The organism is Streptomyces tyrfis, assembly GCF_037034285.1.
Lineage (GTDB): Bacteria > Actinomycetota > Actinomycetes > Streptomycetales > Streptomycetaceae > Streptomyces.
Genome location: NZ_JBAGJZ010000045.1, coordinates 12218 through 33371, shown reverse-complemented (window position 1 = coordinate 33371; position 21154 = coordinate 12218). Strand labels below are relative to the sequence as shown.

23 protein-coding genes and 1 pseudogene are annotated in these 21154 nt (G+C 72.5%); 8 read left to right on the top strand and 16 right to left on the bottom strand.

Translation table 11 applies throughout. The features are described from left to right. The first annotated feature begins 59 nt into the window (after positions 1-59). Both WA762_RS27975 and WA762_RS27970 read left to right on the top strand, forming a co-directional pair. Positions 60-254, top strand: coding sequence for a hypothetical protein (locus tag WA762_RS27975; protein WP_443080696.1), 195 nt, complete (start codon positions 60-62; stop codon positions 252-254). Positions 255-679: 425 nt separating this feature from the next. Continuing rightward, positions 680-1285 carry a hypothetical protein gene (locus tag WA762_RS27970; protein WP_335939292.1) on the top strand — a complete coding sequence of 202 codons (606 nt, stop codon included), beginning with the start codon at positions 680-682 and terminating at the stop codon, positions 1283-1285. A gap of 496 nt (positions 1286-1781) precedes the next feature. On the opposite strand, the gene WA762_RS27965 is transcribed toward WA762_RS27970, so the two are convergent. After that, positions 1782-2306, bottom strand: a complete 525-nt coding sequence (locus WA762_RS27965; protein WP_335939291.1) for a MepB family protein — start codon at positions 2304-2306, stop codon at positions 1782-1784. A gap of 76 nt (positions 2307-2382) precedes the next feature. On the opposite strand from WA762_RS27965, the pseudogene WA762_RS27960 reads away from it, so the two are divergent. Continuing rightward, positions 2383-2539: pseudogene (locus tag WA762_RS27960) on the top strand (transcriptional regulator); the annotation flags it as partial. 493 nt (positions 2540-3032) lie between these two features. Here the strand turns inward: WA762_RS27960 and WA762_RS27955 are convergent. Both WA762_RS27955 and WA762_RS27950 read right to left on the bottom strand, forming a co-directional pair. Further along, the gene (locus WA762_RS27955; RefSeq protein WP_335939290.1) at positions 3033-3677 is read right to left on the bottom strand and encodes a dihydrofolate reductase family protein; all 645 of its coding nucleotides are present in this window, start codon (positions 3675-3677) and stop codon (positions 3033-3035) included. A 69-nt stretch (positions 3678-3746) separates the two neighbouring features. Then, complete coding sequence (locus WA762_RS27950; RefSeq protein WP_335939289.1) at positions 3747-4514, bottom strand: alpha/beta hydrolase; 768 nt, start codon at positions 4512-4514, stop codon at positions 3747-3749. Positions 4515-4616: 102 nt separating this feature from the next. Between WA762_RS27950 and WA762_RS27945 the strand changes: the two genes are divergently transcribed. Both WA762_RS27945 and WA762_RS27940 read left to right on the top strand, forming a co-directional pair. Then, entirely contained in the window at positions 4617-5771 is a 1155-nt protein-coding gene (locus tag WA762_RS27945) for an adenosine deaminase (protein ID WP_335939288.1), read from the top strand. 147 nt (positions 5772-5918) lie between these two features. After that, positions 5919-6236, top strand: coding sequence for a hypothetical protein (locus tag WA762_RS27940; protein ID WP_335939287.1), 318 nt, complete (start codon positions 5919-5921; stop codon positions 6234-6236). Between the two features lie 94 nt (positions 6237-6330). Here WA762_RS27940 and WA762_RS27935 read toward each other — a convergent pair whose 3' ends face one another. The 5 genes from WA762_RS27935 to afsQ1 all read right to left on the bottom strand — a co-directional run bounded on the left by WA762_RS27935 (position 6331) and on the right by afsQ1 (position 10314). After that, on the bottom strand, positions 6331-6534 hold the full coding sequence (locus tag WA762_RS27935; protein ID WP_335939286.1) for a PspC domain-containing protein: 204 nt from the start codon (positions 6532-6534) through the stop codon (positions 6331-6333). 93 nt (positions 6535-6627) lie between these two features. Then, complete coding sequence (locus WA762_RS27930) at positions 6628-7176, bottom strand: VanZ family protein (protein WP_335939285.1); 549 nt, start codon at positions 7174-7176, stop codon at positions 6628-6630. Positions 7177-7379: 203 nt separating this feature from the next. Beyond that, a complete protein-coding gene (locus tag WA762_RS27925; RefSeq protein WP_335939284.1) occupies positions 7380-8078 on the bottom strand; it encodes a hypothetical protein in 699 nt (232 codons plus the stop codon). Continuing rightward, entirely contained in the window at positions 8078-9640 is a 1563-nt protein-coding gene (locus tag WA762_RS27920; protein WP_335939283.1) for a HAMP domain-containing sensor histidine kinase, read from the bottom strand. The genes WA762_RS27925 and WA762_RS27920 overlap by 1 nt, the downstream gene beginning before the upstream one ends. Then, the gene (gene afsQ1, locus WA762_RS27915) at positions 9637-10314 is read right to left on the bottom strand and encodes a two-component system response regulator AfsQ1 (RefSeq protein WP_335939324.1); all 678 of its coding nucleotides are present in this window, start codon (positions 10312-10314) and stop codon (positions 9637-9639) included. Before afsQ1 ends, WA762_RS27920 begins: the two co-directional genes overlap by 4 nt. A 191-nt stretch (positions 10315-10505) precedes the next feature. Between afsQ1 and WA762_RS27910 the strand changes: the two genes are divergently transcribed. Next, positions 10506-11342, top strand: a complete 837-nt coding sequence (locus WA762_RS27910) for a SigE family RNA polymerase sigma factor (protein ID WP_335939282.1) — start codon at positions 10506-10508, stop codon at positions 11340-11342. A gap of 403 nt (positions 11343-11745) precedes the next feature. On the opposite strand, the gene WA762_RS27905 is transcribed toward WA762_RS27910, so the two are convergent. After that, entirely contained in the window at positions 11746-12453 is a 708-nt protein-coding gene (locus tag WA762_RS27905) for a uridine kinase family protein (RefSeq protein WP_335939281.1), read from the bottom strand. A gap of 61 nt (positions 12454-12514) precedes the next feature. Between WA762_RS27905 and WA762_RS27900 the strand changes: the two genes are divergently transcribed. Next, positions 12515-12928: a hypothetical protein gene (locus WA762_RS27900; RefSeq protein ID WP_335939280.1), complete on the top strand. Its 414-nt coding sequence runs from the start codon at positions 12515-12517 to the stop codon at positions 12926-12928. Positions 12929-13223: 295 nt separating this feature from the next. Here the strand turns inward: WA762_RS27900 and WA762_RS27895 are convergent, their stop codons facing one another. The 3 genes from WA762_RS27895 to deoC are packed head-to-tail and all read right to left on the bottom strand — an operon-like array spanning position 13224 to position 16622. Then, positions 13224-14138 (bottom strand): aldehyde dehydrogenase family protein, encoded by a 915-nt coding sequence (locus WA762_RS27895; RefSeq protein WP_335939279.1) that lies wholly within the window; start codon positions 14136-14138, stop codon positions 13224-13226. After that, on the bottom strand, positions 14128-15567 hold the full coding sequence (locus tag WA762_RS27890) for an aldehyde dehydrogenase family protein (RefSeq protein WP_335939278.1): 1440 nt from the start codon (positions 15565-15567) through the stop codon (positions 14128-14130). The genes WA762_RS27895 and WA762_RS27890 overlap by 11 nt, the downstream gene beginning before the upstream one ends. 5 nt (positions 15568-15572) lie before the next feature. Next, the gene (gene deoC / locus WA762_RS27885) at positions 15573-16622 is read right to left on the bottom strand and encodes a deoxyribose-phosphate aldolase (RefSeq protein ID WP_335939323.1); all 1050 of its coding nucleotides are present in this window, start codon (positions 16620-16622) and stop codon (positions 15573-15575) included. Between the two features lie 127 nt (positions 16623-16749). Here deoC and WA762_RS27880 point away from each other — a divergent pair, with 127 nt between their 5' ends. Then, the gene (locus WA762_RS27880) at positions 16750-17520 is read left to right on the top strand and encodes a PH domain-containing protein (RefSeq protein ID WP_443080695.1); all 771 of its coding nucleotides are present in this window, start codon (positions 16750-16752) and stop codon (positions 17518-17520) included. Between the two features lie 134 nt (positions 17521-17654). Here the strand turns inward: WA762_RS27880 and WA762_RS27875 are convergent, their stop codons facing one another. From WA762_RS27875 to WA762_RS27860, 4 genes are all read right to left on the bottom strand, one after another. Next, positions 17655-18257: a dihydrofolate reductase family protein gene (locus tag WA762_RS27875; RefSeq protein WP_335939277.1), complete on the bottom strand. Its 603-nt coding sequence runs from the start codon at positions 18255-18257 to the stop codon at positions 17655-17657. After that, the gene (locus WA762_RS27870) at positions 18242-19330 is read right to left on the bottom strand and encodes a DMT family transporter (protein ID WP_335939276.1); all 1089 of its coding nucleotides are present in this window, start codon (positions 19328-19330) and stop codon (positions 18242-18244) included. Before WA762_RS27870 ends, WA762_RS27875 begins: the two co-directional genes overlap by 16 nt. Then, positions 19327-19947, bottom strand: coding sequence for a TetR/AcrR family transcriptional regulator (locus WA762_RS27865; RefSeq protein ID WP_335939275.1), 621 nt, complete (start codon positions 19945-19947; stop codon positions 19327-19329). The genes WA762_RS27870 and WA762_RS27865 overlap by 4 nt, the downstream gene beginning before the upstream one ends. A 293-nt stretch (positions 19948-20240) precedes the next feature. Continuing rightward, positions 20241-21017 carry a hypothetical protein gene (locus WA762_RS27860; protein WP_335939274.1) on the bottom strand — a complete coding sequence of 259 codons (777 nt, stop codon included), beginning with the start codon at positions 21015-21017 and terminating at the stop codon, positions 20241-20243. Positions 21018-21154: the final 137 nt, after the last annotated feature.

Below are 21154 nucleotides of genomic sequence, written 5' to 3'. Positions count from 1 at the left end.
CGAACGACCCCCCGTGCAACGGACAGGAACCCCCACGACTCCCTGCCATCGGCGCGCTCATGGTGGACACCACACAGGGCGAACGAGTGGGGGAGTTCCGCGGAACCGCCGGCCCGTACTGGTCGTTGCGACCGGTGCGCGGCGGCGTCGAGTGGGAAGCCGATCCCACCCGTGTCCGGCCCGCCGACCCGATGGAGCGGCTGCGCGCCGAGACCGTCCGCGCCAATCGTCGCAGCCGAGGCGAACTGCTGTGACAACGCAGGCCGTTGCCGAGGAGCGCCCGGGCGGCGCACGCGCGACCGCCCCGTCCCGCCGGACCCGCCCGCCGCACCCCACGATCCGAACGGGCCGGAGCGGCAGCCGAGTTGCACGATCTGGTTTTCGACGGGCCGCGCCAGGGCTGACGGCCCCGGCTCTTGCGCATCACGGATTTCACTCAAAAGGCTGACATGCCGGACAGCCCTTAGTCACTCGAATCCCCCGCCCGGCTGCCCCGTGTGTGAAGGCGGCGGCAGTGGGACGGACTCAACCCTCGCGGGCCGCGAATCGTCGGCCGCCCCGCAGGTCGCGGACACCAGATCAGCGTTCGCCGTTCACCGTTCGCCGCTCACTGACCGCCGATCCCGACCGCCGACCGCCGACTGCCGATCCCGACTGTCGACTGGAGACCGGAGAAATCGTGCCACTTCTGACCCCGTTCGTCGTCCTGCGCGGTGACGAACTGACGCCTGCTGTATCCGAATTGACGGTCCAGTTCGCCGCGAGCGGGCCCCAACTCGCGTACCGGAAGCCCCGTCCGGGCGACCGCGATCACCACGGAAACCTCTGGGTTCGTATGTCGGAGTCCCCGGAGGGGCGCCCTGTGTACGCCTCCATGCACACATCGCGCCAACGCCATTGCATGGAACGCCTTTTATGTCAGGTCTGCGCCGAACCGGCCGACCGGAACGAACAGGGCTGGCTGTTCCTCGATTGGCGCCGCCCGGACTCGCCCCCGACCTGGCCCGAACGGTCCATCACCTCCATGCCTCCCTTGTGCGTCGAGCACGCCCGCGTGTCCGTACGCCAGTGCCCGTTCCTCCGCCGGACCGAGTACGCCGTACTGCGCGTACGTAAACCCCAGCTCTACGGGGTCTCGGGCACCCTCTACCGACTCACGGACACCGGATGGCACACCTCCGAGCTGGACGTGCTCTCCGCGTACGGCGAGCGCAGGCTTCCCGGGATGCTCGCCTCCCGCCTCCATCGCAGGCTGCGCGGCGTCACGATCGTCGACCTGCCGTAACCCCACAACTCCGCGTCGGCGGTGGAGATTTCCCGGAACTCCGGACCGCTCGCTCACAACCGACAGCCATCCGACGGCGGCCGCCCGGTACCGTGCGACGCCACACGGCCGGAGCCGAGCACACTCCCGGAAGCCCAGCCCCGGCCCCCGGTTCCGCCAGCCACCCGGCGTGCGGCCCTTCGGGATGGCTGGCGTTCCTTGTCGGAGGCAGGCGCTCGCCGAGTAGTCTCCATAGCGCATGACAACTGTGCCGGGCATGAGCTTCGTGCAAGCGGAAGGGGTGACGGATCGGTGCGTCGATTGGGTTTTTTTGTTCGCAATGTCGCGATTCCAGGAAGTGAGTAAAAACAGCCACTCCGCCGTCTAAACCCCCAGGTCAGGAACTGTGCTCCCCGCGCGTGCGGGGGTGTACGTCCGTATGAACCCCGGCCTGCTCAGCACCTGAAGCCGCGCCTGCGGTCCTGCTCCGGCTTCGCTCGTGATCCGCTGGTCAGTCTCAGGGGTGGTAGAGGGCGTGGGCGCGACTCAGATCGGCAGGCTCGTCCCGGCCGAGGTTGAAGAAGTGGTTCACCTGCCATGCCTGAGTGCTGCGGGCCTGCCGGTTGGCCGTGGTCACCCACGGCGGATAGACGCGGAATCCGCGCTTCCCGCCGGAGCCGTCGCGGGAGACGATGCCGCGCTCGCACAACACCTCGCGCGGGAACACGAACTGCCCGAAGCCGTCGTCGTCACGGCTGCTGATGACGAAGAGGTCCACCCCGTCGGAGGTGTCGAAGGGCCGGATCGGTCCCTCCTCGGACCGCTGCCACACGGTGACGAACTGGCCCGCCTTCGTCGGGGTGGTCTTGGCCACGCGGAACCGAACCGAGCGGCCGTCAAGCGTGAACGCGCAAGCCGCGTACTCGGTGCTCTCGGGTTCCGGCACCGGCAGTGAGCAGGCGAAACCGCCTGGGGCGTACACCAATGCCTTCGCCGCCAGCAGGTCGCCGTGAAGCCCCGTCCACGGCTGATTCATCACCATGCGGTCATCCTGCCACCGCGCCCGTTCGCACTGTTTTTGGCCCGTCATACCACCAGCCGCGCAGCCGCCGCCCTACGCCTCCGTCTTCCATGGCCGGGAGTCCTCCGTGATCTTCGGGATTCTCCAGACACCGGACCGTGCCCGATCGGTCTTCACGCGGTACGCGGTACGCGGAGCTCCGGAGGTCGCCGCGTGACACCGAGGACCAGGCCCGGTCCCGCAGGACGCGGCAGCGCGTCAAGCGACGATTGCCCCGGCGGCTTGATGGTGAGGGCGGGTGCGCTATGCGCGGGTGGCCTCGAAGGTCCATACGTCGTCTGCGGCTGTTGGTGCGGCGCCTGCCCGGTAGCCGCCGTGGGCGATGACGTCGGCGAAGCCCGCCGGTGCAGCATGGCCGTGAACTCGGCCAGGCCGAACCACAGCAGGGAGAAGATCTGGAGCTCGGTGCGCGTCAGCGTGCCGTCCTTCCAGGCTTCATGGCGGAGCCACCGGGTGGTGCGCTGGGCTACCGGGTCCACGTGCGTGTGCCAGGTGGTGAGGGTGAGGAGTTCGCTGCCGTTCCACTGGTGGCGGACCGGGCCGGTGTCGGGGCGGGAGGGGGCCGTGCCCGCGGTTCGACAGTCGCGGGCGAGTGCCGCCGCCCGCGTCGGCAACGCCCGCAACTGCTCGGCCCTTCACGAAAGCGCCGACATCGGCCGTGTCGGCATCTCCCAGTGGGCCCTCGTGTCACTTCCTCCAGAACAGGTGGTGCGACACACCGCTCGGGCTCGGCACGACCTCCAGGTGGAACCGGTCGAGCAGCTCGTCGGGCGACTCCCAGAGGCGCAGTCCGGTCCCGAGCTTCACGGGCGAGACCGCAACGTGCATGGTGTCGACGAGGTCGGCGTCGAGGAACTGCCGGATGGTGGTGACCCCGCCGCCGAGCCGGACGTCCTTGCCCTGCGCGGCCTCCCGCGCCTGCCCGAGGACCGTGGCCGGGTCGCCTTCGACGAAGTGGAACGTGGTGTCCGAGAGCGTGAGCGAAGGGCGGTGGTGGTGGGTCATGACGAACACCGGGGTGCGGAACGGGGGCTCGTCACCCCACCAGCCGCGCCACTCGTGGTCGTGCCAGGGCCCGCGCTGGGGGCCGAACTTGTTGCGGCCCATGATCTCGGCGCCGATGTTGCGTCTGTAGTCCCGCGTGAGGTAGTCGTCGAGCCCCCGGCTTCCTCCTGGCGCGGTGCGCATGGGCCAGCTCGCCGTGGCGCCGGCCCAGGCGAACAGTCTCTCGGGATCGACGTGGCCGAAGGGCCTGTCGAGGCTCTGGTCCTCACCGGCGCCGATTCCGTCACTTGAGACGTTGAAGTTCTGGACCCTCAACAGTTGAGCCACGTGTTTCTCCTGTGCTGCCGACAATGAGGGTGAGACTCTCCGGGCCGGGAAAACTCATCGCCGTGTCCCTCACCCCCGCAGCGACTTCCCGAAGCCCGCCGCCAGGGGCATGCGCAGGCCCAGCGGCGGCGGGGCCGCGAGGGCGTCGGCGATGGGGCGGGCGTAGGAGCGGCCGAGCAGGGAGCCGCGGATGAAGTCCGCGGCCAGGGCGGTCACTTCGGCGCGGTGCTGGCGCAGGGCGTGGCCGTCGGAGTGGACCTCGAAACGACAGGTGTCGCGGTTGGCCTTCTTGGCGCGTTCGGCCAGCCGGAAGGAGAGTTCGGGGTCGGTGCGGGCGTCGTTCGTGCCGTGGACGAGCAGGACCCGTCGGCCGAGCAGGTGTTTCACCGGTTCCGGCTCCGACGCGTCGGGGGACGGCTCGGGGAGCCAGGGGGACATCGCCAGAACGGAGTTGACCGCCGTGTGGCCGCCGGCGCGGAGGGCGGCCCGGCCGCCCATGCCGTGGCCGGCCAGGCAGACGGGGACGTCGCCGTAGCGTCGTACGACCTCGTCCGCCGCCCATTCGGCGTCGGCGGCGAGCCGGGCCTCGGCCGTGTTCCAGCCGCGGCAGCGGTAGCGCACGACGTGGACGGCGAGGCCGTCCGCCCGGCCGGTGCGGGCCAGGGTGCGGGCCAGGGGCAGCCGACGGGTGTAGGAGAGGAGGGAGGGGCGGCGGTGCGAGAGGGGCTCGCCGTCCGGCAGCAGCAGGACCACGCCGCTGACCGCGGTCGGTGCTCCGGCCGTTCCGACGGCCCGTCCCAGCCTCGCGGCAGGTTGGGGGAGTGCGCGCAGTGCCATGGCAGAACAGTGTCAGAAGGGCGGGTGTACGCCACCCGTATTCGCGGTCACTGTTACGTATCGACCCGGGCGATCTACGCGCGTAGGAGCTAGAGTGCAGCAATGATGAGTCCCACCCCGCACCTGCCCGGCCGGGATCAGATCCGGCGCGCCCCCAAGGTCCTTCTCCACGACCACCTCGACGGTGGTCTGCGCCCGGGAACGATCGTCGACCTCGCCCTCGCGAACGGATACGACGGGCTTCCCGAGACCGAGCCCGACAAGCTCGGCGTCTGGTTCCGCGAGGCGGCCGACTCCGGCTCGCTGGAGCGCTATCTGGAGACGTTCGCACACACCTGCGCCGTCATGCAGACCCGCGAGGCCCTGGTCCGGGTCGCCGCCGAGTGCGCCGAGGACCTGGCCGCGGACGGTGTGGTGTACGCCGAGGTGCGGTACGCCCCCGAGCAGCACCTGGAGGCCGGCCTGACCCTCGAAGAGGTCGTCGAGGCGGTCAACGAGGGCTTCCGCGAGGGCGAGCGGCGGGCCCGCCGGGACGGCAACCGCATCCGCGTGGGCGCGCTCCTCACCGCGATGCGGCACGCCGCCCGCTCGCTGGAGATCGCCGAACTCGCCAACACGTACCGCGACCAGGGCGTCGTCGGCTTCGACATCGCGGGCGCCGAGGCGGGCTTCCCGCCCACCCGGCACCTCGACGCGTTCGAGTACCTCAAGCGCGAGAACAACCACTTCACCATCCACGCGGGCGAGGCGTTCGGCCTGCCGTCGATCTGGCAGGCCATCCAGTGGTGCGGCGCCGACCGGCTCGGCCACGGCGTCCGCATCATCGACGACATCGAGGTCGCGGAGGACGGCAGCGTGCGGCTGGGCCGCCTCGCCTCGTACGTACGGGACCGGCGCATCCCGTTGGAGATGTGCCCGACCTCCAATCTCCAGACCGGGGCCGCCGCCTCGTACGCCGAGCACCCCATCGGGCTGCTGCGGAAGCTGCATTTCCGTACCACCGTGAATACGGACAACCGGCTGATGAGCGGCACGAGCATGAGCCATGAATTCGAGAAGCTGAGCGAGACCTTCGGATACACGCTCGACGACATGCAGTGGTTCACCGTCAATGCGATGAAGTCCGCGTTCATTCCTTTCGATGAACGTCTGGCGATGATCAACGACGTGATCAAGCCCGGTTACGCCGAGCTGAAGTCGGAGTGGCTCTTCGAGCAGACCGCCGCGACCAGCATTTCTACCGCTTCGGCGGACTGACGCGCGGGATGCGGAGAAGACGGCCGGGCAGCGCGGGGGCGCGGAATTCCCGGCCGTTTTCCGTGTTGCGGGTGTTTGCGGGAAAGGCGGTGGGCTGGCTACTTTTCGGAGCCGCTCACATCCCCCCTCCCCAAGGATGAATTCCCCATGAAGCAGTCCGCTGTCAGGACCCTCGGTGTCGCCGCTCTCGGCGCCGCTTTCGCCGCCGTCGCCGCGGGTACCGCCTCCGCCGCCGTGCTGCCGGCCGACGCCGCGGCCACCGCCCTGCCGGCCGTCGGCTCGGCGCTGGGGGCCGTGACCAAGCCCGCGCCCGTCGAGGACACCGCCACCACGCTCCTCGGCACGGGGCAGCAGAAGCTCGTCAACGGCGTGACCGCCCCGGTCAAGGGTCTGCTCGGCGGTCTGCCGGCGGGCGGCGCCAAGACCGGCGGCCTGTCCGCCAACGGCATCCCGCTCGGCGGCTGACCGGCGCGAGCGGTACGCACACGTGCGACACACGCGCGCGGGGCGGGCGGCCGGGTACCGGCGCCCGCCCCGCGGTCGTGTCACGGGCCGGGGGTCACCAGGCGGTGCCGGCCGACTTCTCCTCCGACGGGAACAGCACCCACAGCGCCAGGTAGACCAGGCACTGCGGCCCCGGCAGCAGGCAGGAGAGCAGGAAGATCACGCGCATGGTCCCCGCGGAGGTGCCGAAGCGCCGTGCCAGCGCCGCGCACACTCCGCCGATCATGCGTCCGTCGCGGGGGCGGACAAGTGCGGCCATGATGGGCTCCTTCGCGAACGGTTTCCGGGAAGCGGTTCCGTTGTGCTCCCGATGTACCCATCGTCGCCCGGCGAACGGGGGCAAAGCGTCGCTCTACGGTGCGATGCCGACCCTGGGAATCGTCGGGGTCGAGCCCTGAGGCGCCTTGTCCGACGGGCGGGGCACGGCCCCGGTGCGCCGTCGCCTCCTGCGGCGCAGCCGCGCCCGGCACATGGGGACGACCAGCAGATGGGCGAGCGCCACGCCGATGGTGTTCAACAGCAGCGAGTCGACGTCGACGCGTTGTCCGGGCACTCCGGTCTGCAGGAGCAGGATGCCCAGCGAGATCAGCGCCCCGGCGGCGACGGTACGGGCCATCGAGCCCCATGGGGAGACGGTCACCCGGCCCCCGGCCATCGGCAGCAGGACGCCGAGCGGGGCCAGCAGCAGCAGTTCCCCGCCGATCCGGCGGGTGGCCTCGACCGGGCCGAGGGAGAGGTCGGCTCTGATGCCGGCCAGCGGACGCAGATTCGAGGCGGTCATCCAGGGCACATCCAGCGGACGCAGGGTCAGCCACCCGACGAACAGCAGATGCGCGACGAGGAGAAGCACCCCGGCCGCGCGGAAGCGGATGACAGTGTGGTTGCCCGAACCTTGACGCACGCACCCCTAGACGCGTCGAGCGGCGGGATCGGTTCCGCCCGGGTCCTGTCTTCGGACCGCCGTCGCACGGCGGGCGGCAGTCCGAGGACAGGACCAGGACGCCGGGCGGGAGCGGGACCGCGGCCCACCGCCACCGTCCGGGGCTCGCGGCCCGCGCCCCCGGGACCGCGGCCCACCGTCGTCCACGGCGCGCAGGACCGGGCTCAGTCGCCCGTCGCCGGACCGGCGGCGGGCTCCGTGCCCGTGCCGCCCGGGAGCGTGGTGGCCGCGCCCCCGCTCCCGCCCGGGGCCGTGTCCGGGTCCGTCCTCCGCGTGGTGGCCGCCTGCGGCCGGGCCTTGGTCTCCGAGGTGCAGAGGTAGCCGCGCGCCGGGTACTTCCCGGGCCCGCCCAGCAGGACCGTGCCGTCCGAGGCCAGCGTCGGGCTCTCGGCGAAGGTGCACACGATCTGTGCCAGCGCCTCGGACGACAGGTCCTCCGGCTGCTGGCTGAGCCGCAGGGCGCCCTGCGGGTCGCCGTCGCGTGCCCCGCCTATCCGCAGGTCCGCCGGGACGGCCGTGGTGAACCCGGCGCGCCGCTCGTCGGCCGACGGCTTCCGCTCCAGTTCGGCCAGGAACGCCCGCGCGACCCGGACGCGGTTCGCGGTCGCCTCGTCGACCCGCACGGCGCGGTCCACCGTCGCCAGCTGCGAGGAGCAGACCAGATAGACCTGCACGGGGATGCCCTGGAGCGCCTGCGTGGTCACGTCCTCCGCAGGCATCGAGCACGGCACCCGGGACGGCGCGGCCCCCGCGTCCACCGGCACGGACGTGGTCCTGATCCCGCAGCCCGCGGCCAGTGCGGCGGTGAGCGCGGCGCCGGCCAGCGCCGCCGCCGCACGGCGTGTCCGGGGGTTGCTGTCCATCACGTCGCGTCGTCCTCCTCGTCCCGGCGTCTCGCCCCGTGCTCCCCGGCGGTGTCGTCGGTCTCCCCGTCCCCGGAACGGGTGAGGGGCTCGGCGTCGCGCGGCAGCCGCAGCACGAACACCGCGCCGTCGCCGTCCGGTGAGTTCGCGGCCGTGATGTCGCCGCCGTGGATATGGGCGTTCTCCATCGCGATCGACAGACCGAGACCGCTGCCCTCGGAGCGCGGGCGCGAGGCGCTGGCCTTGTAGAAACGGTCGAAGACGTGCGGCAGGACGTCCTCGGGGATGCCCGGGCCGTGGTCGCGGACCTCGATGACGAGGTCGTCGCCCTCGGTCCGCACCGCGACCCGCACCGGCGAGCCGCCGTGCTTGAGCGCGTTGCCGATCAGGTTCGCCAGGATCACGTCGAGCCGGCGCGGGTCGAGCCGGGCCATCGTGCCGCGCTCCGCGTCCAGGTCCACCGCGTCCAGCCAGGCACGGGCGTCGACGCAGGCGGTGACCTGGTCGGCGACGTCGACGGTGTCCAGCACCAGCCGGGCCGTGCCCGCGTCGAAGCGGGTCACCTCCATCAGGTTCTCCACCAGGTCGTGGAGGCGCCGGGTCTCGCTCACCACCAGATGCACCGCGGGCGCGATCATCGGGTCGAGGTTGTCCGCCTCGTCCTCCAGCACCTCGGTGACGGCGGTCAGGGCGGTGAGCGGGGTCCGCAGCTCGTGCGACATGTCCGCGACGAACCGTCGGCTGGCCTCCTCCCGGGCGCTCATGTCCGCGACCCGCTTCTCCAGCGAGCCGGCGGTCTTGTTGAACGTGCGCGAGAGATCCGCGAGCTCGTCGGTGCCGGACACCACGAGCCGGGTGTCGAGCTTGCCCTCGCCGAGCTTGCGCGCGGCGTCCCCGAGCCGCTGCACCGGCCGCAGCACGGTCGTCGCCGCGGCCTGCGCCAGCAGGGCCGAGCCGATCAGGGCCAGCGCGGTGGCGATCCCCAGCGACCAGGCGAGCGAGTTCAGGTCCTGCCGCTCCTGGTCCAGCGACTTCAGCATGTAGCCGGTCGGGCCGCCGCCGATGATCCTCGTACCGCCCACCAGGTACGGCGTGCCGCGGATGCTCGTCCGCTGCCAGAACAGGTGGTACTCGTACTTGTTGCCCGGCCCGACCCGCAGCTCCTCGGTGACCGCCTTCTGCAGCGAGGCCGGCACGTTGTCCAGCGTGAACGTGTCCAGGTCGGAGTTGCCGACGATCGGCTTCCCGGTGTCGCGCTCGTCGACCAGCAGCACGCTGTAGCCGGGCGAGCTGCTCGCCATCTGCACGGCGGCGTTCTGCAGATCGTCCTTGGTCGGCCGCAGCGGCAGCGACGCGGCCCGGTTCTGCATCTCCTGACGGAAGTCCCCGAGCGCCGCGTCCTGCGTACGGGTCAGCACCGCCTCGCGGTTCAGCCAGTACGCGATCCCCGAGGCCGACACGGCGGCGGTCAGCGCCACCAGCCCGAACACGACGGCGAGACGCAGGCGCAGGCTCGTCCAGCGGAGCCCGCTGAGCAGGCCCCGTGCGGCGGCATCGCTCACTGAGGCGAATCCAGCCGGTAGCCCACACCCCGAACGGTACGGATCAGGGTCGGCGAGGACGGCACGTCCTCCACCTTGGCGCGCAGCCGCTGCACACAGGCGTCCACCAGCCGGGAGTCGCCCAGGTAGTCGTGCTCCCAGACCAACCGCAACAGCTGCTGCCGGGACAGCGCCTGGCCCGGCCGGCGGCTCAGCTCCAGCAGCAGCCGCAGCTCGGTCGGGGTGAGCTGGAGGTCCTCGCCGTTCTTCGTCACGGTCATCGCGGAACGGTCGATCACCACGTTCCCGAAGGCCGCGGAGTCGGTGGACTCGCGCTCGCCGCGGCGCAGCACCGCCCGGATGCGGGCGTCGAGCACCCGGCCCTGCACCGGCTTCACCACGTAGTCGTCGGCGCCGGACTCCAGCCCGACGACGACGTCGATGTCGTCGCTGCGCGCCGTCAGCAGGATGATCGGCAGCTGGTCGGTGCGCCGGATGCGGCGGCACACCTCGAAACCGTCGATGCCGGGCAGCATCACGTCCAGCACGATCAGGTCCGGCCGCTGTTCACGCAGCAGTTTCAGGCCGTCCTCTCCCGTCGCCGCGGTGGCCACACGGTGGCCCTGGCGTGACAGCGAGAGTTCGAGGGCCGTGCGGATGGAATCGTCGTCCTCGATCAGCAACAGGAAAGGCACGCTGGTCATTCTGACCCATGGTGGAGCCTCAGTTCGACCGCCGGCGCCCACTCGTACACCCCGCGCGCGGGCCGCGCACCGACGACAGGCCCTGTGACAGGGCTGTGACAGTCGGCGGACAGCGTGATGAAACTGCCCCGGCAAGCTCGTTGGCACACGGAACGGACGGACTCCACCGAGGGGGGCGCGAGATGAACGCAACTCACAGCATCACCGCAAGCGCAGTCGTCACGCGTCTCCACGACGTCGGCCGGAGCTCCGAGAAGCCCGGCGCCGGAACGGGGACGGCCCTGCTCGAACGGGGCCGTGAACACGGGGGAGCACGGGGGTGCACCCGTGGCGCCGGGCGTCCGCATCCGTCGTCCGCCGAGCCGGGGCGCAGGCCCTGGATGACGGTGGTCGACGCGCCCGTGGGGGGCGAAGGGGGAAGCCGCCGGGGGGAGCAGGCGGAGGCCGCGTACGGAGGGGCCGCGGGGGAGCGGAAGGGACCGGCGCGGGCCGAGGACGCCGACACGGCGTTCACCGCCTACGTCCGGGAACGCCGCGCCTCCCTGTACGCGACCGCCTACCACCTGACCGGTGACCGGTTCGAGGCCGAGGACCTGCTGCAGAGCGCCCTCTTCTCGACGTACCGGGCATGGGACCGGATCAGCGACAAGGCGGCGGTCGGCGGCTATCTGCGCCGCACCATGACCAATCTGCACATCAGCGCCTGGCGCAGGCGCAAGCTCAACGAGTACCCGACCGAGGAGCTGCCGGAGACGCCCGGCGACACGGACGCGATGCGCGGCACGGAGCTGCGGACCGTGCTCTGGCAGGCGCTGGCCCGGCTGCCCGAACTCCAGCGCACGATGCTGGTCCTGCGGTACTACGAGGGCCGCACCGACCCGGAGATCGCGGCCATCCTCGACATCAGCGTCGGCACGGTGAAGTCCAGCATCTGGCGGTCGCTCCGCCGGCTGCGCGAGGACGAGGTCCTCAGCTTCGGCCGTGACCAGGAGGAGTCCTTCGGCGAGCTGGTGGCCTGAAGGAACGGGGGAGCAGGAAAACGGGGGAAGCGGGAAAAGAACGGGGGAACCCGGGGACAGGGGGCCTCGGGAGACGGGGGAATCGCGGGACCACGGGGGAGAAACGGTTCGCCGCTTCGGGGGAGGCGGCGGTCCGGGGCACGGGTTCCGGGAGTCCGGGGGGACAGGGGGAACCGGGGGACCGCGGGGGATCACGGGAACCCGGGGGAATGACGGGGGATCACGGGGGACGGAGGGGGGAACGCCCTGGGGGCGGACGGGCCGGGGGGCCTGTCCGCCCCCTTCGGCGTGCGCGGGGGCGGGGGCGGTTCGCCGGGCGTGCGGGGCGGTCGGGGCTGGGCCGGGGCCGCCCGAGGGATCGTCCCAGGAGCGTCACGCCGTCACGCCGCCGGGCTTTCCGCCGTCACGCCGTCTCGCGGGCCGTGGGGGTGCGGCGGCATCGGCCCGCCGCGGCGGCGGCCAGTCGGCCCAGCGCCTCCTCCTTGCCGCAGGGGTGGGCGCCCAGCGCCGTCTGGCGGGCCACGATCCGGCGCTCCGCCCGCATCAGCCGCCAGCCGCGCCGCAGCAGGAACGGCACCGACTTGCGGCTCTCCCGCAGATCCCGCAGCAGCCGGCGGCGGAACGTCGTCGTCGGGCGGCCGCGCAGGCAGAGCGCGTCCGCGAGCACCCCGAGCTCCTGGCACCGCCCGACTATGTCCGCCGCGAAGATCCCCTCCGCCACGAACAGCGGGGTGCGCGCGATGTGCAGGGTCTCCCGGCCGACCCGGGAGCTCGTGGCGATGTCGTACACCGGGACGTCCGTGCGCCCGGTGCCGCACAGCTCCATGATCGCCGCGACCGCCGCGTCGGCGTCCCAGGACCGCACGGAGTCCCAGTCGATGTCCGTGCTGCCGGGAACGAGCGGCAGCGTGGGGTCGTCGCCCTCCTTGTAGAAGTCGTCCAGGCGCAGCACCGGCAGGTCGGTGCGGGCGGCGAGGGAGGACTTGCCGGAACCGGAGGGCCCGGCGAGCAGCACGACGCGGGTCGGGGTCGATTGGGAATTCACAGGACATGAGTGTGAGGCATTGACCCGCGCAGGGGATCCCCCGGACGTCGTGTTGGTATCGAGCATCACACCTCAACTACGCTACGCATCCGATTGATTACCCGACCGAACGATCAGGTGGGAACATATGGCACGTCACGTACTGAACAAGTCCCGGCGCCGCGCCCTGCTGAGGGCGGGTCTGACCGTCACGGCGATCGGCGCCGCGCTGGGCGCCGGCGGCGCGGTCGCCCAGGCGGCCCCCCTGCCCCTCCCGTCGGCCGCGGGCGCCGACGGCGCCGCCACCGGCGTCCAGGCTGCGGGCAACGCGGTGTCCGGGGCGCTCGGGCAGTCGCTCCAGAGCGGCATCGCGCCGGTCACGCACCTGCGGCTGGACCCGCTGGCCGGCACCGGCACCGACCCGCTGGACAACACCGTCGGCACGCAGGTCGCCGACTTCAAGCCGCTCACCACGGGCCTCGTCACCGACCCGCTGACCAGCGGCGGCGCGCTCAAGGACCTGCCGGTGGTGGGACAGCTGACGCAGCTTCTGCACGGCTGACGCGGGCGCGCACGTTCGTACGGGCTGGGGGGTGTCCCGTAATCCCTGGCGGGCGTGCGACGACAGCTGCGGCGCCTCGCGGCGTTGTCGGAACGCCCGCATACGGCCCGTATGCGGGTGCCCCTCCGCCTTGCGATGCACCACATCCGACGCCGCACGCTGATCCACCACGGATTACGGGACACCCCCTAGGTCCCGCCGACGCGGGCGCGTCCTCCGGCGCCGGCGCGGACACGGCGGCGGCCCGCCTCCCGGGATCCTGGGAGGCGGGCCGCCGCCACACCGTTGGGACGGGTCAGTACGAGGAGCCCGACACGCCCAGCGCGCCCGTCGGGTGCCAGACCGTCTTGGTCTCCAGGAAGGCCGTCAGCCGGTGGGTGCCCGGGTCGGCCGACCAGTCGGCCGCGCCGCCCTCGTCCACAGGCTGTGGACGCAGGACGCGCTTGAGGTTGTCCGCCGCGGCGGTCTCCAGCTCCTTCGCCAGGGCCGGGTCCGCGCCCGTGAGGTCGATGGCGTTGACGTCCTGGTGGGACGCGAGCGGCGCCGCGATCTCCGCGGTCCTCCCGGACAGGATGTTCACCACGCCGCCCGGCACGTCGGAGGTGGCCAGCACCTCGCCCAGGGACAGGGCGGGCAGCGGGGACGCGGCCGAGGCGACGACGACCGCGGTGTTGCCGGTCGCGATCACCGGGGCGATCACCGAGACCAGGCCCAGGAACGAGGACTCCTGGGGCGCCAGGACCGCGACCACGCCGGTCGGCTCGGGCGTCGACAGGTTGAAGAACGGGCCCGCGACCGGGTTCGCCCCGCCCACGACCTGGCCGATCTTGTCGGTCCAGCCCGCGTACCAGACCCAGCGGTCGACCGCCGCGTCCACGACGGCCGCCGCCCTGGACTTCGACAGGCCCTCCGCCTCGGCGACCTCGCGCGTGAACTGGTCGCGGCGGCCCTCCAGCATCTCCGCGACGCGGTAGAGGACCTGGCCGCGGTTGTACGCGGTCGCGCCCGACCAGCCGCCGAACGCCTTGCGGGCGGCCACGACCGCGTCGCGGGCGTCCTTGCGGGAGGACTGGGGGGCGTTCGCCAGCCACTTGCCCTTCGAGTCGGTCACCTCGTACACCCGGCCGCTCTCGGAGCGGGGGAACTTGCCCCCGACGTACAGCTTGTAGGTCTTGAACACGCTCAGACGGTTCGGACGGTTATCGGACATCGAGGTACGCCTCCAGGCCGTGACGGCCGCCCTCGCGGCCGAAGCCCGACTCCTTGTAGCCGCCGAACGGCGAGGTCGGGTCGAACTTGTTGAACGTGTTGGCCCAGACGACGCCCGCCCGGAGCTTGTTCGCCACCGCGAGGATGCGGGAGCCCTTCTCCGTCCAGATGCCCGCCGACAGGCCGTACTGGCTGTTGTTGGCCTTGGCGACCGCCTCGTCGGGGGTGCGGAACGTCAGCACGGACAGCACCGGGCCGAAGATCTCCTCGCGGGCGACCGTGTGCGCCTGGGTGACGCCGGTGAACAGCGTCGGTGCGAACCAGTAGCCGGCGGACGGGAGTTCGCAGGGCGCCGTCCAGCGCTCGGCGCCCTCCGCCTCGCCCGTGTCGGCGAGCGCGGTGATCCGGGCCAGCTGCTCGGCCGAGTTGATCGCGCCGATGTCGGTGTTCTTGTCCAGCGGGTCGCCCAGCCGGAGCGTGGACAGCCGCCGCTTCAGCGCGTCCAGCACCTCGTCCCGGACCGACTCCTGCACCAGCAGCCGCGAGCCCGCGCAGCAGACCTGGCCCTGGTTGAAGAAGATGCCGGTGACGATGCCCTCGACGGCCTGGTCGACCGGGGCGTCGTCGAAGACGATGTTGGCGCCCTTGCCGCCCAGTTCGAGGGTGACCTTCTTGTCCGTGCCGGCGACCTGACGGGCGATCGCCTTGCCGACCGCCGTCGAGCCGGTGAACGCGACCTTGTCGACGTCCGGGTGGGCGACGAGGGCGGCGCCCGCGTCCCCGTACCCGGGAAGGATGTTCACGACGCCCCTGGGCAGGCCCGCCTGGCGGCAGATGTCCGCGAAGAACAGCGCGGACAGCGGGGTCGTCTCGGCGGGCTTGAGGACGACGGTGTTGCCGGTGGCCAGCGCCGGGGCGATCTTCCACGCCAGCATCAGCAGCGGGAAGTTCCACGGGATGACCTGGCCGGCGACGCCCAGCGGGCGCGGGTCCGCGCCGAAACCGGCGTGGTCCAGCTTGTCGGCCCAGCCCGCGTAGTAGAAGAAGTGCGCCGCGACCAGCGGGAGGTCCGCGTCCCGGGTCTCCTTGATCGGCTTGCCGTTGTCCAGGGTCTCCAGGACGGCGAGCTCGCGGCTGCGCTCCTGGATGATCCGGGCGATCCGGAAGAGGTACTTGGCGCGCTCGGAACCGGGCAGCGCCGACCACTTCTCGAACGCCTTGCGGGCCGCCTTCACCGCCCGGTCGACGTCCTCGGCGCCGGCCCGCGCGACCTCGGACAGCACTTCCTCGGTGCTGGGCGAGACCGTCTTGAAGACCTTGCCGTCGGCCGCGTCGGCGAACTCGCCGTCGATGAACAGGCCGTAGGAGGGCGCGATGTCGACGACCGCGCGCGACTCGGGAGCGGGAGCGTATTCGAATGCGGATGCCATGGGGATCAGTCCACCGTCACGTAATCGGGGCCGGAGTAACGGCCGGTGCCGAGCTTCTGGCGCTGCATCAGCAGATCGTTCAGCAGGCTGGAGGCGCCGAACCGGAACCAGTGGTTGTCCAGCCAGTCCTCGCCCACCGTCTCGTTCACCAGGACCAGGAACTTGACGGCGTCCTTGGAGGTGCGGATGCCGCCGGCCGGCTTCACGCCGATCTGCACGCCGGTCTGCGCGCGGAAGTCGCGGACGGCCTCCAGCATCAGCAGGGTGTTCGCCGGGGTGGCGTTCGTGCCGACCTTGCCGGTCGAGGTCTTGATGAAGTCGGCGCCCGCCATCATGCCGAGCCAGGAGGCGCGGCGGATGTTGTCGTACGTGGACAGCTCGCCGGTCTCGAAGATCACCTTCAGCCGGGCGTCGGGGCCGTCGGCCCGGGCGCACTCGGCCTTCACGGCCAGGATCTCCTCGTACACCTTGAGATAGCGGCCGGAGAGGAAGGCGCCCCGGTCGATCACCATGTCGATCTCGTCGGCCCCGGCGGCCACGGCCTCGCGGACGTCGCCGAGCTTGACGTCGAGCGCGGCGCGCCCGGCGGGGAACGCCGTCGCCACGGACGCCACCTTCACGCCGGACCCGGCGAGCGCGGCGACGGCGGTCTCCACCATGTCGGGGTAGACGCAGACCGCGGCGGTGTGCGGGACGGGACGCTCGGGCACCGCGTCCGGGAGGTCGGCCGGGAGCCGGTGCGGGGTGTAGCGGACCGGATCGGGATGGACGGCCTTCGCGGCGAGGGCCCGGACCTTGCCCGGGGTGTCCGCGCCTTCCAGTGTCGTCAGGTCGATCATCGAGATGGCCAGATCGATGGCGTACGCCTTGGCCGTCGTCTTGATCGAACGGGTGCCGAGGGACGCGGCGCGCGCTTCGAGGCCGACGGCGTCGACGCCGGGCAGCCCGTGCAGGAAGCGACGCAGCGCACTGTCGGACGCGGTCGCGCCGGAGAAGGGCGTGCCTCCCTGCTCGGGCGCGGTGGAGAGCCTGGGGGAGGGGGCTGTGGTGGGCATGGTCACCAGAGGAGCATATCTACGCGCGTAGCGGCGTGTACAGGGGGTCCGCTCCACCGCGGCCCGCGCGGCGGGCGGTCGGCCGCCCCCCTGTGTCCCCCGGGGCACGTCAGGCAGAATCGGCCCCATGACGAGCCCCACACCGCCCACCGAGCCGACCTACGCCGACCGGACCTTCCGGTCGCCCGCCGGGATCGCAGGCGGTGTCCTGCTGCTTCTGATCATCTGCTGGCTCGGCGGGGACGCCCTGTTCAGGGGGAGCGGCCGGGTGCCCTGGCTGGCGCTGGCCGGGCTGCTGACCGCGGTGCCGCTCGTCGTCGCGTTCACCGTGCGGCCGGTCGTCTTCGCGAACGACCGGCGCATCCGGATCCGCAACCCGTTCCGGACGATCACCGTGCCGTGGACCGAGGTCGCGGACCTGCGCGCCGGATATTCGAGCGAGCTGTTCACCGAGGACGGCGCCAAGTTCCAGCTGTGGTCGGTGCCGGTGTCGCTGCGGCAGCGGAAGCGGGCGTCCCGGCGGCAGATGCGGGCCTCGGCGCAGGACCCCACCGGCCGGACCTCGGGGATCCCCGAACTCGGTGACGCCGCGTCCCGGATGGCGCCGGCCGACCGGACCATGGCGGACCTGCGGGAGCTCGCGGAGCGGGCCAAGGCGGCGGCCCTCTCGGAGGCGTCCGCCGCGGCGCAGTCCGCCTCCGCTTCGGAGTCCGCCGCTCCGGAGTCCGTTTCCGCTCCGGAGTCCGCCGCTCCGGAAGGCGCCTCCGTCGCGTCGGCGGGCGCGAGCGCGAGCGCGGGCGCGCCGGACGCGTCGGTCTCGGTGCGGTGGGCGTACGAGGTGATCGTGCCGGCGGCGGTGGGCGCGGTGCTTCTCGTGGTGCTGCTCGCGATCGGCTGAGGGCTGCCCCGGCGTGACACACGGCCGGTGCCGGCGCGCGGGCCCGTCGCGCGGACCGGCGGCCGCGCGTTCCCGACACGCCGTGACCGCTCACCGGGCGGGGCGGCCCGCCCGCCCGGTGACCGTCCGGCCGGCTACGCCGTCGAGGCCGGACGGTAGACGCAGACGTTGACGCCGGTGGCACCGGTGACGGACGAGACCAGTTCGAGGGTGCGCAGCACGCCGTCGTCGGGGAAGAGCCGCTTCCCGCCGCCGAGCAGCACCGGCATGACGATGAGCCCGAGCTCGTCGACCAGCCCCTCGCCCAGAAGCGCCCGCACCAGCGTGGGGCTGCCCATGATCAGCACGTCGCCGCCCTCGGACGCGCGCAGTTCGCGGACGCGGGCCAGGGCCTCGTCGACGGGGATCCGGGTGGTGTTGGCCCAGGTCTTCACCTCGGCGTCGCCCAGCGTGTCGGACACGACGTACTTCGGGATGGCGTTCATCTCGTCGGCCAGCGGGTCCCCGGCCCGGTCGGGCCAGGCGGCCGCCATCGACTGCCAGGTGGCGCGCCCGAACAGCAGCGCGTCGGTCCGGGACATCGCGTCGTTGATGAAACCGCCCACCACCTCGGGGTCGAAGAACGCGTGCGACCAGCCCCCGTGCGCGAAGCCTCCCTCGGTGTCCTCCTCCGGCCCGCCCGGCGCCTGGACGACACCGTCCAGGCTGATGAACTCGCTGATCACGATGCGTCCCATGGGTCTCGCCCGCTCCTCGTTCGAATCTTCGGTGTGCACAGGGGAGACTGCCCGGCCGCCCGGAACTCATCGGACGTCCGGGAAGCCGTCCCGCCGTACGCGGGCGCCGGCACCGCCGCCGCCCGCCCGGAACCGGCCCGGCGGGACGCGCGCGGGCGGCGGGCGGGAACGGTCAGCACCCCGAGGCACGCGATGACGAGGACGATCCCGGCCCAGCCCGCGGCGGGCAGGCGCTCGCCCACGACCAGGACCGCGAACACGGCCGCCACGGCGGGCTCCAGCAGGGACAGGGTGGTCGCCGTGCTCACCGGGACCCGGGCCAGACCGAAGCCGAACAGGACGTACCCGGTGAACATCGGCACCAGCGCCATGTAGAGGCCCACCCCCGCGTTCGTCCAGGAGGCGGTCAGCGGCGCGCCGGTGGCGAGCAGCACCGGCACCAGCATCAGCCCGCCCAGGCCGAACACCGCGCCCATCGCCGCGCGCGACGGCACGCCGTGCGTGATGAGGCGGTGCGCGGCCCACGCGTACACGGCGTACGTCACGCCCGCGAGCAGCCCGAGCCCCACCCCGGCGACGGTCCCGGCGGCCGAGCCCGCACCGGAACCGGAACCGGCCCGCGCCGCCTCGGCCGCGCACAGCAGAACCGTCCCGGCCAGTCCCAGCCCCGCGCCCGCCATCCAGCGCCGGGTCAGGCGCCGCCGGTCGACGAGCCGCTCGATCAGCGCGGACGCCAGCGGGGCGGAGCCGATGGAGACGACCGTCCCCACCGCGACACCGGCCAGTCGCATCGAGGTATAGAACGCCAGGGGGTACAGCGCCACCCCCGCCCCGCCGATCAGCACGGTCCGCCACCGCGCCCGGAGATCGTCACGGGCCCGCAGGACGCGTGGCCCGGCCACCGCCGCCTGGAGCAGCCCGCCCAGCCCCATCGCCGCCGCGCCGATGGCCAGCGGCCCCACCCCCGGCGCGAAGGTCGCCGCGGTGCCCGTGGTGCCCCACAGCACCGAGGCCACCAGCACCGCGACCGCGCCGGCCCCCGCTCCGGAGGCGTGCCCGGCGGGCCGGCTCACAGGTCGTCCACCAGACGCTCCGCCAGGTCGCGGGCGTGCCGCACGCGCTCGCCGTCGCCTTCGAGGCCCGCGCGCACGATGGCGCCCTCCAGCAGGAACGACAGATGCTCGGCGAGGAGACCGACCCGCTCCTCCCGGCCGGGCAGCAGCTCCCGGAGGTGGCCGGCCAGCAGCGATTCCACCTCCTCCTTGTGCTCGCGCACCGCCGCGCGCCCCTCGTCCCCGGTGGGCAGCTCGGCGGCGGCGTTGAGCAGTCCGCAGCCCCGGAAGCCCCGGGAGCCGTGCTCGCGGGCGAGTTGGGCGTGGTCGGCGTACGCGTCGAAGACGGCGAGCACGCCCTCCCGGGGGCCCCGCGCGTCGGCCAGGCGCCGCCGGTAGAGCCCGAGCCATTCCTCGTGCCGGGCCTGGAGGTAGGCGCGGACCAGATCGGCCTTGGACTCGAAGTTGTTGTAGAGGCTCATCTTGGCCACGCCGGCCTCGGCGGTGATCGTGTCGATCCCGGTCGCCGCCACGCCGTCGGCGTAGAACCGGCGCGCCGCGGCGTCGAGGATCCGGCCCCGGGCGGTCCCGCGCCGCCGTGCGTCCGGCCGCGTCCCGGGGGTTCTGGTGTCGGACATGGCTGCCCCTCTCCGCTATTAGGTAGACCAGTCTATCCAATAGCGGCGAGGGGGTGAGGCGGATGGGCGGGGGAGGGGTGGCCCCGGCGCGATTCCGGCGGTCGGGCCCCTGGGCGCCTCGCCCCTGGTCGCCTCACTTCGTGGCGCTTCGCGTCATGGCGCTGACGTCATGTCGTGTCATGCGGTGTCATGCGATGCCATGTCATGCCATGCCGCATCGTGCGTGCTTCAAGCCGCGTCACGCATGCTTCATGCCAGGTCGGCCGCGCTTCGTGCGCGGCGAGGCGGGTGGTTCAGTCGTCCCAGTCGTCCCCGCCGCCTCCGTGGCCGTGCCTGATCACCCGGAAGCTCGCGCCCACGCCGTCGAACACGGATACGCCTCCTCGGACGTGCTGCGGGATCACGCCCGCGGTGTCGCCCCAGGGGCCGACGACGGCGATGGGGCCGCCGTTGTCGCAGGTCGCCCCGGAGAAGACCTCGACGGTCATCCGGCTCTCGTTGAAGATGTTGAAGCTGGTGGAGCCGAGGCCGCTGGCCGCTGTGACGCAGCCGTCCGGGTAGGCGGGGTAGGTGCGCTCGTTGAAGTGGATGCGGCCCGGGCCCTCGTGGTGCCCGCGCCCCCGGCCGTGACCCCGGTCCCGGTCGTGGCCCCCGCGGTCCTCGCCGCCTCCGCGGCCCTCGTCGTAGCCTCCCTCGCCGCCGTAGCCGCCGTCCTCGCCGTAGCCCTCGCCCTCGTCGTCCCGGCCGCCGCCACGGCCCTCGTCGTCGCCGCGGCCCTCCTCGCGGCCTCGCGCGGCGTCGTCGCCGCCCTTGCCTCCGGCGCCGTTCTCGCCGGCGCCGGCCTTGGCCGCGTCGCCCGCGCCGGCGGCCTTGCCGGCGCCGGTCTTCGCGGCGGCGGACCCCTCGTGCGGGGCCGCCGCGTGGGCGGCGGACCGGGCGGCCGGGGGCGTCCGGGGAGTCTCGGAGGAGTCCGAGCTGAAGGCGGTACCGGTGGCGGCCAGGGCCGCCGCGGCCGCTGCGGCGACCGCGACGGTGGTCGTGGCGGCGATGATGGTGGAACGTGTGACCATGTCACTTTCTCCTTTCCGGGAGCGGTCGACGGTGTAGTCGACCCGTGACTGAACGTACTTTTGCTCACCATTCATGTCATATCGGGCATATCGAACGGCTGGCGTCCGGGGGGAAGCGGTCGCGGACGCCGCGAACG